The organism is Stenotrophomonas sp. GW821-FHT09E08 (genome assembly GCF_059416125.1).
In genome coordinates this window covers 258337-270538 of sequence record NZ_JBWKOO010000002.1, presented here as the reverse complement: position 1 = coordinate 270538, position 12202 = coordinate 258337, and the positions used below count along the sequence as shown (strand labels likewise).

Sequence of the window (12202 nt, the reverse complement as noted above, 5' to 3'; positions counted from 1 at the left end):
CTGGAATTTGCATTGAGCAGGTAGGATCAGCCATCACCCTGACTCACGACTCCCCGGATGCTGCACCCAACCCTGCCGCTGAACGCCCTGCGTGCCTTCGAGGCGGCCGCACGCCACCAGAACTTCACCCGCGCCGCGCTGGAGCTGTGTGTCAGCCAGGCCGCACTCAGCCACCAGATCCGCGGCTTGGAAGATCGTCTCGGCATCCGCTTGTTCCATCGCCTGCCGCGCGGCGTGGCACTCACCGACGAGGGCGCGGCGCTGTATCCGGTGCTCAATGAATCATTCGAGCGTATCTCGGCCAGCATCGCGCGCTACACAGGCGGCCCGGCGCGCGAGGTGCTGACCCTGGGCGTGGTCGGTACCTTCGCCACCGGCTGGCTGCTGCCACGGTTGGCCGCATTCGAGGCCGCGCATCCGGATATCGAGCTGCGCCTGCAGACCCACAACAACCGCATCGACCTGGCCGGCGAAGGCCTGGATCTGGCGATCCGTTTCGGCGACGGCGACTGGCAGGGCCAGGCCTGCACGGCGATCCTCGATGCGCCGTTCGCACCCCTGTGCGCGCCGGCATTGGTGCGGCGGCTGAAGCAGCCACGCGACCTGGGCACGCTGCCGCTGCTGCGCTCCTACCGCAGCGACGAATGGCCGCGTTGGCTGCAGGCCGCCGGGATCAGTGGCCTGGAAGCACGCGGGCCGGTATTCGATTCGTCGTTGACCGTTGCCATGGCCGCGATCGGTGGCGCCGGCGTGGCACTGCTGCCGTTGCGCATGTTCGAGCAGGAACTGGCTGAAGGCCGGTTGCTGAAGCCATTCGGCACCACGCTGGATCTTGGCCGCTACTGGCTGACCCGGCTGCGCTCACGTACCGAACGCGAGCCAGCGAAGCGGTTCCGCGAATGGCTGCAGGCGCAGGGCACATAACAAAAAGGGGACGGAGGGGATTAAGTCGTTTGTGACACAAACGACTTAATCCCCTCCGTCCCCTTTTCTGCGTGATCAGGACTCCAGCAGCTCCATCCACGCCGCTTCGGCCTTCTCCAGCTGCGCGGCGGTGGTTTCGCGGTCGCGGCCGATCACCGCCATGCGGGTGGCATCGGCGTAGTTGGCCGGGTCAGCCAGCTGGCGGTCCAGCTCGGCCAGGGCGCCTTCCAGCTCGGCCACCTTGGCTTCGGCCGCGGCCAGCTTGTGCGGATTCACCGGCTTCTTCTGCACCACCTGCGCCACCGGCGCGGTCTTGACCACCACCGGCTCTTCCACCTGCTCCATGCGCGCCTTGGTGCCCTGCGCCTGCGGACGGGTGCGCAGCCATGCGGCGTAGGCGTCGAGGTCGCCGTCGAACGGCTCGACCACGCCATCGGCCACGCGCCAGTAGGTATCGCAGACCAGGCCGATCAGATGGCGGTCATGCGAGACCATCACGATCGCGCCTTCGAAGGTGGCCAGTGCCTCAGCCAGCGCCTCGCGCATTTCCAGGTCAAGGTGGTTGGTCGGTTCGTCCAGCAGCAGCACGTTCGGCTGCTGCCAGGCGATCAGCGCCAGCGCCAGGCGCGCGCGCTCGCCGCCGGAGAAACCATCGACCGGCTCGAACGCACGGTCGCCCGGGAAGTTCCACTTGCCGAGGAAATCGCGGAACGACTGGTTCGGTGCGTCCGGGGCGATCTCGCGGAAATGCTCCATCGGCGACTGGCCTTCGTGCAGCGACTCCACCGTGTGCTGGGCGAAGTAGCCGATTTTCAGGTCAGGGTGCGCCATGCGCTCGCCGACGATTGGTGCCAGCTCGCCCACCAGGGTCTTCACCAGGGTGGTCTTACCGGCGCCGTTCGGGCCGAGCAGGCCGATGCGCTGGCCCGCTTCCAGGCCGAAGCCGACGTTGTGCAGGATCACCGCGTCCTTGCCGTAGCCGGCCTCGACGTGGTTCAGGCGGATCAGCGAGAACGGCAGCTTGGCCGGCGGCGCGAACTCGATGCGGAACTCGCGTTCGGCGCGTACCGCCTCGGTGCCAGCCAGCTTGGCCAGGCGCTTCATGCGGCTCTGCGCCTGCGCGGCCTTGCTGGCCTGCGCCTTGAAGCGGTCAATGAAGCTCTGCAGATGGGCGCGCTCGGCCTGTTCCTTGTCGTGCGCGATCTGCTGCTGGCGCAGCTGTTCGGCGCGCTGGCGCTCGAAGTCGGTGTAGCCGCCCGGGTAGAGCTTGGCGCCACCACCGTGCAGGTGCAGGGTGTGGGTGGCCACGTTGTCGAGGAACTCGCGGTCATGCGAGATCAGCAGCAGCGTGCCCGGGTACTTCAGCAGCCACTGTTCCAGCCAGTACACCGCGTCCAGATCCAGGTGGTTGGTCGGCTCGTCCAGCAGCAGCAGGTCGCTGGGCATCATCAGCGCGCGGGCCAGGTTCAGGCGCACGCGCCAGCCGCCGGAGAACGAGGACACCGCGCGGTGATGGGTCTCGGCCGGGAAACCGAGGCCGTGCAGCAGCTTGCCGGCGCGCGCTTCGGCGTCGTAGGCATTGAGCTCGGCCATTCTGGTGTGTGCCTCGGCCACGGCCTCCCAGTCCTCGCGGGCGGTGGCATCGGCCTCGGCGGCCAGCACGGCAGCCACTTCGGTATCACCGCCCAGCACGAAGCTCAGCGCCGGGTCCGGCAGCGATGGGGTTTCCTGGGCAACGCTGGCGATGCGCACCTTGCCGGGCAGATCGACGTCGCCCTTGTCCGCCTCCAGCTCACCCTTCACTGCCGCGAACAGGCTGGACTTGCCGGCACCGTTGCGGCCGACCACACCCACCCGGTAACCGGCATGCAGGGTCAGGTCGACATTGGACAACAGCAGCCGCTCGCCGCGGCGCAAGGCGAAATTACGAAGGGAGATCATCGGGGGAGGGGTCCATATAACCGAATGGAATGTGCTGGTGAGCACTGTTCCTGCGACGCAATTCTAACGTTAACGAATACTTGACGGGCCCCGGGATGCGCAGCGGCCGACGTTCCTCTCTCCCACGTTCTCGCCGCGCGCCTCCCGGGTCCCCTCCCCCGTCAGTGCCGATCCGGGCTAAATGGTTGCTGCTGCAACGTTTTTTCTGATGACCGGCATTTGACAGGCGCTGAATATCCCGTTAATTCCTGTATTGCGCACCGCAACAACCGCCGTCCGCCTCACCCCCGTGATGTCGATTCCGGTGCCGCCCCCGCCAACCGGAGCCCCATCCCGATGACCCGCAAGACCAGCCTGATCGCCGCCGCCGTCGCTGTCGCACTCGGTGGTTCTCCGTTCGTTGCCGCTGCCCAGCAGGCCGGCACCGCCGCCAACACCCTGGACACGGTGATCGTCACCGGTACCCGCGTGGCCGACCGCACGGTGGCCGAGTCACAGTCGCCGATCGATATCATCACCCCCGAAGCCCTGCAGTCCACCGGCACCAGCGAGCTGGCCACCGCACTGTCGCGCGCCCTGCCCTCGCTGAACTTCCCCCGCCCTGCCCTGACCGATGGCACCAGCGGCGTGCGCCCGGCGCAGCTGCGCGGCCTGTCGCCTGACCAGGTACTGGTGCTGGTCGACGGCAAGCGCCGCCACACCTCGGCGATGATCAACGTCAACGGCAGCATCGGCCGTGGCTCGTCGGCCGTGGACATCAATGCGATCCCGATCGCTGCGATCGAGCGAGTGGAAGTGCTGCGCGACGGTGCGTCGGCGCAGTACGGCTCTGACGCCATCGCCGGCGTCATCAACATCGTGCTCAAGGGCAGCGGCAGTGGTGGCAGCCTGGCGGTGGACTACGGCCAGTACTCGGCCGGCGACGGCAACAAGTACCAGCTCTCCGGCGATACCGGCGTCGAGTTCGGCGACGGCCGTGGCCGCGTGCACGTCGCCGGCCAGATCAGCCAGCAGGACGAGAGCAACCGCGCCGGCCCGTACCGTGGCACAACGCCGAACACCGGCAACTTCCCCAGCATCGGCCAGACCACCTTCATCGTCGGCGACCCGCGCGTGGACGCCACCGCCGCCTCGGTCAACGCCAGCTTCGATTTCAGCGACCACGTGACCGGCTACGCCAGCGCGCTGCTCAGCAACCGCGACATCACCTCGTTCGCGTTCTACCGCTCGCGCAACCACAACAGCCAGGGCGCACTGCTGGCGCAGACCTACCCGGACGGCTTCGTGCCGGAGATCAACCAGTATTCCAAGGACCGCTCGCTGGTGGCCGGGGTCAAGGGCAACACCGACAGCGGCTGGACCTGGGACCTGAGCCTGAACCATGGCGAGAACACCCTCGACTTCCACACCCGCAACAGCATCAACTACAGCCTGGGTGCGACCAGCCCGCGCTCGTTCTACGACGGCACGCTGAAGTACCAGCAGGACATCTTCAATGCCGACCTGACCAAGTCGCTGGACTGGGGCCTGGCCTACCCGGTCACGCTGTCCTTCGGCGGTGAGTACCGCAAGGAAAAGTGGGACCAGAAGCCGGGCGAGCTGAACTCGTACACCGGCAGCGGCGCGCAGGGCTTCGGCGGCTTCACCCCGACCAATGAAGTGCATGCCGACCGCCACAACTACGCGGTCTATGCGGGTCTGGAAGCGGACCTGACCGAGAAATTCTCGGCCGGCGTCACCGGCCGCTACGAGGACTACTCGGACTTCGGCGACCGCTTCTCCGGCAAGCTGTCGGCGCGTTATGCGTTCACCGACAAGGTCGCGCTGCGTGCCACCGCCTCCAGTGGCTTCCGTGCACCGTCGCTGGCCCAGCAGGGCTACCAGGCGGTGACCAGCCAGTTCACCAACGGCGTGTTCGTCGAACGCGGCACCTTCCCCACCACCAGCCAGGCCGCGCAGGCGCTGGGCGCTTCGCCGCTGAAGGCCGAGACCTCCACCTCCTACAGCGTGGGCCTGGTGCTGCAGCCGGTCGACCGCCTGTACATCACCGTCGATGCCTACCAGATCGACATCGATGACCGTATCGCACTGTCCTCCAGCGTCACCACCAATGCGGCAACCAGCGCGCTGCTGGGCACCCTGGGCCTACCGCAGGTGACCGCGTTCTCGTACTTCACCAATGGCCTGGATACGCGTACCCGTGGCGTCGACTTCGTCTCCAGCTACACCGTGCCGTTCAGCGCCAGCAGCCTGGAACTGACCGCCGCCTACAGCTACAACGACACCGAAGTGCGCCGCGTTGGAGGCACCCCGGCGGTGTTCGGCACGCTGGGCCTGAACCAGTCACTGATCGGCCGCGATGAAATCGGCCGCATCGAGGACAGCTTCCCGCGCGACAAGGCGATCCTGAGCGGCACCTGGCGTTCGGATCACTGGGAACTGGGCCTGGCGGCGACCCGTTACGGCAAGTTCACCGTGCGCAACTCGGCCACCGCGCTGCGCGACCAGACCTACGGCGACGTCTGGGTGGTGGATGCCTCGGCCAGCTACAAGCCGAGCAGCAACTGGACCCTGACCGTGGGCGCCGACAACCTGCTGGACAAGTACCCGGACCGCACCGAAGACCTGCAGAACTCGACCTTCGGCATGCTGCCGTACAGCAACTACTCGCCGTTCGGCTTCAACGGCGCGTACGTGTACGGCCGGGTCAAGTACACCTGGTAAGCGCTGGTGGGCGGCTCTCTGGAAGTGCCGGCCCCTGGCCGGCAACTCCGTGGCGGGGTCAGATCCCTTTTCCTGCGGGAAAAGGGATCTGACCCCATTCGCATTTAAGGTTTGCCGTATCTGGCGTCATCGGTGAAAATCGGGATACCCCCGTTTTTCTGCGAGAGCCGATGCACCATGACACCGACCTGATCAACATCGTTGCCGTTGGCCTGGGGCTCGCCTTCATCTTTGGCGCGCTGGCCAACAAGCTGCGTTTGTCTCCGCTGGTCGGTTACCTGGTTGCTGGCATCTGTGTAGGTCCGTTCACCCCCGGCTTCGTCGCCGACCAGGCGCTGGCCAACCAGCTGGCCGAACTGGGGGTGATGCTGCTGATGTTCGGCGTCGGCCTGCACTTCTCGCTGAAGGACCTGATGGCGGTCAAGGCCATCGCCATTCCCGGTGCGATCGGCCAGATCCTGGTCGCCACCCTGCTCGGCTGGGGCTTGGCAGCCTTGATGGGTTGGCCGGTCATCCACGGCATCGTGTTCGGTTTCGCGCTGGCCACCGCCAGTACCGTGGTGCTGCTGCGGGCGATGGAAGAGCGGCGCCTGCTGGAAACCCAGCGCGGCAAGATCGCGGTCGGCTGGCTGATCGTGGAAGACCTGGCCTGTGTGCTGGCGCTGGTGATGATGCCGGTGATGGCCGGCGTGTTCGGTCCCGATGCGGCCAACGAGCAGCACACCCTCGGCAGCGTGCTCGCAAGCATCGGCTGGACCTTCGTGCAGCTGGGCCTGTTCGTGGCGGTGATGCTGGTGGTCGGCCGCCGGGTCATTCCGTGGATCCTCGAACGCATTGCCGGTACCGGTTCGCGCGAGCTGTTCACACTTTCGGTGCTGGCGATCGCGCTGGGCGTGGCGTTCGGGTCGGCGATGCTGTTCGGCGTGTCCTTTGCGCTGGGCGCATTCTTTGCCGGCATGCTGCTCAACGAATCCGAACTGAGCCACAAGGCGGCCAGCGATTCGCTGCCGCTGCGCGATGCGTTCGCGGTGCTGTTCTTCGTCTCGGTGGGCATGCTGTTCAATCCCAGCATCCTGATCGAGCACCCGTGGCAGGTGCTGGCCACCGCCGCGATCATCATGTTCGGCAAGTCCGCCGCCGCGTTCTTCATCGTGCGAGCGTTCGGCCATCCCACCGGTACCGCACTGACCATCTCCGCCAGCCTCGCGCAGATCGGTGAGTTCGCCTTCATCATCGCCGGGCTCGGCGTGACCCTGAAGATCCTGCCGCCCACCGGGCAGGCTCTGGTGCTGGCCGGCGCGCTGATCTCGATCATGCTCAACCCGCTGGTGTTCGGCCTGCTCGACCGCTGGCTGCTGAAGCACCAGGAAACCACGCCGGCCGCGGTGGAAACCGAGTTGCCACCTGGGCCGTCGCTGGACCTGCACGACCACGCCATCGTCATCGGCTACGGTCGGGTCGGCAGTGCGCTGGCGCAGGTTCTGCGCGACCGTGGCGTGCCGGTGATGATCATCGACGACAACAAGGAGCATGTCGCCGAAGCGCATGCGGCGGGACTGCCCGGCATCCGCGGCAGTGCGGCCTCGGACAAGGTGCTGGCCGAAGCCCATCCCGAGCGCGCCAAGATCGCCGTGCTGGCAATCCCACAGCCGTTGGAAGCCGGCGAGACCCTGGCCAAACTGCGTGCACTGAACCCGAATCTGACCCTGCTGGCGCGAGCACACAGCGATGCCGAGGTGAAGCATCTGCTGGAGCATGGTGCCGACGGGACGGTGATGGCCGAGCGCGAGCTGGCCTATTCGCTGGCCGAGATGGTGATGGCCACGCCGCCGTATCGCAACCTGGGCCAGCACAGCATTCCGGTGGTGTGAGGGTTCTGCGGCAGGGCGGCGCCCTGCACCCGCAAAGGCGACAGCAAAAGCCAGAGCAACAACAAAAGCGGGCTTCCTGCGGCTGTTGGTAGGTGTCGACCTTGGTCGACACGGCGTCGCATGGGGTCAGATCCGTTTTCCGCAGGAAAGCGGATCTGACCCCGGAAACAAAAAATCCCCGGTCGACCCGCATCGACCGGGGATCTGGATCGCCACGTTTCCATTGCCTTGGAGAGGCAGTTCCACCGTAGCGCATTGCACGGCCGATGGTGATCGCCTGTGGCGATGACGACCAAGCGCGTGGCTATCAGGCGCCAGCCAAAGCCTGCTCCAGGTCGGCACGCAGGTCGCCGATGTGCTCGATGCCGATCGACAGCCGCACGGTGTCTTCGCTGACACCGGCCTTGGCCAGCTCGACGGCGTCCAGCTGGCGGTGGGTGGTCGAGGCCGGGTGGGTAGCCAGCGACTTCGCATCACCCAGATTGACCAGCCGGGTGAACAGTTTCAGGGCATCGAGGAAACGTGCACCTGCCTCGCGCCCGCCAGGCAGGCCGAAGGTCAGTACGCCCGAGCCGTGCCCACCCAGATAGCGCTGTGCGGCGGCATGCTCGGGGTCGTCGGCCAGCCCGGCGTAGCGCACCCAGGCCACCTTTGCGTGCGCCTGCAGGAACTGTGCGACCGCCAGCGCGTTGGCGTTGATGCGCTCCATGCGCAGGGCCAGGGTTTCGATGCCCTGCAGGATCAGGAACGCATTGAACGGCGACAGCGCCGCGCCGGTATTGCGCAGCGGCACCACCCGCGCGCGGCCGATGTAGGCGGCCGGTCCGAGTGCTTCGGTATAGACCACGCCGTGGTAACTCGGGTCGGGCTGGTTGAGGCGGGCGAAGCGCTTGGGCTGAGCGGCCCAGTCAAAACGCCCCGAGTCGATGATCGCACCGCCCAGGCTGGTGCCGTGGCCGCCCAGGTACTTGGTCAGCGAATGCACCACGATGTCGGCGCCATGCTCGAACGGGCGCAGCAGGAATGGCGTGGCCACGGTGTTGTCGACGATCAGCGGCACGCCGGCGGCATGGGCGACCTCGGCGATGGCGGCGATGTCGGTGACGTTGCCGCGAGGATTGCCGATCGACTCGACGAACACCGCCTTGGTGCGTTCATCGATCAGCGCGGCGAACGCGGATGGATCGGCCGGATCGGCGAAGCGGGTCTGGATGCCGTACTGCGGCAACGTATGCGCCAGCAGATTAAGGCTACCGCCATACAGCGCGCTGGAGGCGACGATGTTGTCGCCGGCCTCGGCGATGGTCTGGATGGCGTAGGTGATCGCGGCCTGCCCCGAAGCCAGCGCCAGCGCACCGATGCCGCCTTCCAGCGCCGCCACGCGCTGCTCCAGCACATCGGTGGTGGGATTCATGATGCGCGTGTAGATGTTGCCGGCCACTTTCAGGTCGAACAGGTCGGCACCATGCTGGGTGTCATCGAAGGCGTATGCCACGGTCTGGTAGATCGGCACCGCCACCGCGCGGGTGGTCGGATCGGGACGATAGCCGCCATGCACGGCCAGGGTTTCCAGTTGCCACTGCGGGTCGCTCATTGCGCCAGGCTCCATCCGGGGAAACGGCCACGATAGGCCAGCCGGCAGAGACCGCTGAGAGCCACTGGCGATAACGCCCGTACCGGTGGTTATCAGGTTGGCCGCGATTCAGGCAGCCGTCATGGGCCGTTGTTAGGCTTCGCCGCCGGGCGCTCCTGCCCGGGCACGGAGGCCCAAGCGCATGCAGTCATCCCCCTGGACACCCGCCGCCAGCGGCACACCGACCCCGGTGCTGCTGGTGGAGGACGACCGCCGCTTGGCCGAACTGGTCAGCGACTACCTGCACGAACATGGCTTCGCCGTGCAGCACATCGCCCGCGGCGACCTGGCCGGCGCCGCCTGCCGCCAGCACGCACCGGAACTGGTGGTGCTGGACCTGATGCTGCCCGGCCTCGGCGGCATCGACGTGTGCCGGCAGATCCGCAGCTTCTCCGACGTGCCGATCCTGATGCTGACTGCCTGCGAGGACGACATCGAGCAGGTGCTCGGCCTGGAGTCCGGCGCCGACGACTACGTGCACAAGCCGGTCGAACCGCGCCTGCTGCTGGCCCGCCTGCGCGCCCTGCTGCGCCGCCGCCACGGCAGCGGCAGCACCGGCTCGCCCTGCCGGCTGATGCACGGCGGACTGCTGATCGATCGCATGCAGCGCGACGTTCACCTGCACGGCCTGGCAGTGGAGCTGGGTACCACCGAATTCGAGATCCTGTGGCTGCTGGCCAGCCAGCCGGGTCAGATCCTCTCGCGCGACCAGATCCTGCAGGCGGTGCGCGGCATCGGCTTCGATGGGCTGGACCGCAGCGTCGACGTCAGCATCGGCAAGCTGCGCCGCAAGCTGGGCGATGACGCGCGCGAACCGCGCCGGATCAAGACCGTGTGGGGCCGGGGCTACCAGTTCAACCCCTCGGCCTGGTCGGCGTGAAGCGCCTGTTCCTGTGGCTGTGGTTCGTCACCGGTGCCTGTTTCCTGGTCTCGGTGTTCTTCCTCAACCACATCCTGGATGGCATCTACACGCCCGTCCAGGACCGCGTGTTCGTTCAGCAGGTGCGCGGGCAGGTGTACGCTCTGCGCAGTGGCCTGGCCGGCCTGGATGCAGAACAGCAGCGTGAGCGCCTGCAGCAGTGGCAGCCGCACTACGGCATCGCCCTGACCCTGCTCGACAGGCCTCCCGCGCTCAACCCGCAGGAACTGGCGGCGGTGCGGGCCGATGGCTTCATCGTGCGCGACCTCTACCAGCAGGTACTGCTGCCCATCGACAGCGTGGACGGCCGCTGGCTGCACCTGCGCCTGCCCGGTGCGGTGTCGATGACAACGTATATGACCATCGCTGCCTACCTCGGCATCCTGCTGCTGGTCGGCGCCAGCCTGTATGCCTGGGTACGCCTGCTCTGGCGCGACCTGGAGGCACTGCGCATGCATGCCGATCGCATCGGTGCCGGCGACCTGCAGGCGCGCGCGCAGGTGTCGCCACGCTCGCAGATCCGGGTCATTGTCGATCATTCCAACCGCATGGCCGCGCGCGTGGCTGAGCTTGTGCAGCGCCAGCGTGACCTCACGCATGCCATCTCGCATGAACTGCGCACGCCGATCGCACGCGTGGCCTTCGGCCTGGACCTGATGCGGGACAGCGACGATCCGGCACGACGCGCGCGCTTGGCGCAGGGGCTTCACGGTGACCTGGCCGAGCTCAACGGACTGGTCAGCGAACTGCTGGCCTACGAGCGCCTGGAACATCCCAACGAAGCCGAGCCCCTGCAGCGCATCGAAGCCAATGACTGGTTGCAGGCCTGCCTGGCCGATGCGCGCCGCGATGCCGAACGCGCCGGCCTGGTACTGCGCGTGCAACCCAGCGCACTGCCGCGGGTGGACGCAGAACCACGCCTGCTGCAGCTGGCACTGAGCAACCTGGTCGGCAACGCGCTGCGCCATGCGCGCTCGCAGGTGGAGGTCTCTCTTGTCGGCGTCGGCGGTCGCGCCTGCCTGCGCGTGGATGACGACGGCCCAGGCATCGCCGAAGCCGACCGCGAGAAAGCAATCCGCCCGTTCACCCGCCTGGACGACAGCCGCAGTCGCGATACCGGTGGCTTCGGACTGGGCCTGGCCATCGTCAGCCGCATCGCGGCACGCCATGACGGGGAACTGCACATCAGCCGCGCCACGCTGGGCGGCGCACGCTTCGAAATGCACTGGCCGCTGGCTGCCAGCTGAACGCCCACGGGCGCGATTACAGTTGATTACAACTCCCGCACAACTGCGGAGGGAACGGCCGCTGGCGTATCGCCACGCTAGCGACCCTGCAGCACTCGCCGGATGCGCGTGCTGCATTCCTCCCTTCGTCGAGAGTGCCCATGTCCCTGCGTCACCGTACCCCCACCCTGCTCTGCCTCGCCCTGCTGCCGTTGTTCGCCGCGCCGATCGCCCACGCCAAGGATGACCACTGGACCTTCGAAGTCGCCGCCGGTGCCGGTGCGACACCGCGCTACAGCGGCAGCAAGGAGTACCAGGCGTCGCCCATGCTGTCCTTCGATGCCATGTCACCCGGTGGCTGGTTTCTGGGCACCAGTGGCCTCGGCTGGGGTACGGCCATCGGCGAACACACCCACCTGCGTGCCTACATCGGTGCCAGCGGCAGCCGCCGCGACAAGGACTCCGCGCTCGGCGGTTCGGACTTCCTGCGCGGCATGGGTGATATCCGTACCCGTCCCCTGGTCGGCCTCTCGGCTGGTTATACGCTGGGCGAAGCCGTGCTGAGCGGCAGCTGGCAGTTCACCCGCAAGGATGAAGACAAGGGTGACAACGGCCTGGCCACCCAGCAGATGCAGCTGAGCCTGTCGATGCCGCTGTTCGATTTTGCCGGTGGTGTGGTCAGTGGCAGTGTCGCCACCGAGTACGGCAATCGCGGCTACATGCAGACCTGGTACGGCGTGAGTCCAGAACAGGCAGCGCGCACAGGATTTGCCCAGCACAAGCCGAAAGCAGGCCTGGTCAGTGCCCGGCTTGGCCTGAAGTGGAGCCACCGCGTGGGCCGCAATGGCAACTGGTACATCTCGGCGGAAGGCACGCGCCTGCTCGGCGATGCGGCCGACAGCCCGATCGTGCAGAAGCCGAATCAGTTCGGCTTGATGAGCGGATACACGCACCGCTTCTGAGG

At 67.0% G+C, this 12202-nt stretch carries 8 protein-coding genes; 6 read left to right on the top strand and 2 right to left on the bottom strand.

Features of this window, described 5'->3' with window-relative positions; all coding sequences use genetic code 11:
* Positions 1-57: 57 nt before the first annotated feature.
* Positions 58-924, top strand: coding sequence for a LysR family transcriptional regulator AmpR (gene ampR, locus AC07M7_RS03645; RefSeq protein ID WP_495206760.1), 867 nt, complete (start codon positions 58-60; stop codon positions 922-924).
* A gap of 75 nt (positions 925-999) precedes the next feature.
* Here ampR and AC07M7_RS03640 read toward each other — a convergent pair whose 3' ends face one another.
* Entirely contained in the window at positions 1000-2865 is a 1866-nt protein-coding gene (locus AC07M7_RS03640) for an ABC-F family ATP-binding cassette domain-containing protein (protein ID WP_495206759.1), read from the bottom strand.
* A gap of 336 nt (positions 2866-3201) precedes the next feature.
* Here AC07M7_RS03640 and AC07M7_RS03635 point away from each other — a divergent pair, with 336 nt between their 5' ends.
* Together AC07M7_RS03635 and ybaL are read left to right on the top strand one after the other, a co-directional pair.
* The gene (locus AC07M7_RS03635; RefSeq protein ID WP_495206758.1) at positions 3202-5589 is read left to right on the top strand and encodes a TonB-dependent receptor plug domain-containing protein; all 2388 of its coding nucleotides are present in this window, start codon (positions 3202-3204) and stop codon (positions 5587-5589) included.
* Positions 5590-5759: 170 nt separating this feature from the next.
* Complete coding sequence (gene ybaL / locus AC07M7_RS03630) at positions 5760-7460, top strand: YbaL family putative K(+) efflux transporter (RefSeq protein ID WP_006386675.1); 1701 nt, start codon at positions 5760-5762, stop codon at positions 7458-7460.
* A 307-nt stretch (positions 7461-7767) separates the two neighbouring features.
* Here the strand turns inward: ybaL and AC07M7_RS03625 are convergent, their stop codons facing one another.
* Positions 7768-9054, bottom strand: a complete 1287-nt coding sequence (locus AC07M7_RS03625) for an O-acetylhomoserine aminocarboxypropyltransferase/cysteine synthase family protein (protein ID WP_046984073.1) — start codon at positions 9052-9054, stop codon at positions 7768-7770.
* 181 nt (positions 9055-9235) lie between these two features.
* On the opposite strand from AC07M7_RS03625, the gene AC07M7_RS03620 reads away from it, so the two are divergent.
* The 3 genes from AC07M7_RS03620 to AC07M7_RS03610 all read left to right on the top strand — a co-directional run bounded on the left by AC07M7_RS03620 (position 9236) and on the right by AC07M7_RS03610 (position 12200).
* The gene (locus AC07M7_RS03620; protein WP_482998731.1) at positions 9236-9973 is read left to right on the top strand and encodes a winged helix-turn-helix domain-containing protein; all 738 of its coding nucleotides are present in this window, start codon (positions 9236-9238) and stop codon (positions 9971-9973) included.
* Positions 9970-11259 carry an ATP-binding protein gene (locus AC07M7_RS03615; RefSeq protein WP_482998732.1) on the top strand — a complete coding sequence of 430 codons (1290 nt, stop codon included), beginning with the start codon at positions 9970-9972 and terminating at the stop codon, positions 11257-11259. The genes AC07M7_RS03620 and AC07M7_RS03615 overlap by 4 nt, the downstream gene beginning before the upstream one ends.
* Before the next feature lie 140 nt (positions 11260-11399).
* The gene (locus AC07M7_RS03610; RefSeq protein WP_495206757.1) at positions 11400-12200 is read left to right on the top strand and encodes a MipA/OmpV family protein; all 801 of its coding nucleotides are present in this window, start codon (positions 11400-11402) and stop codon (positions 12198-12200) included.
* The last annotated feature ends 2 nt before the right edge of the window (positions 12201-12202 follow it).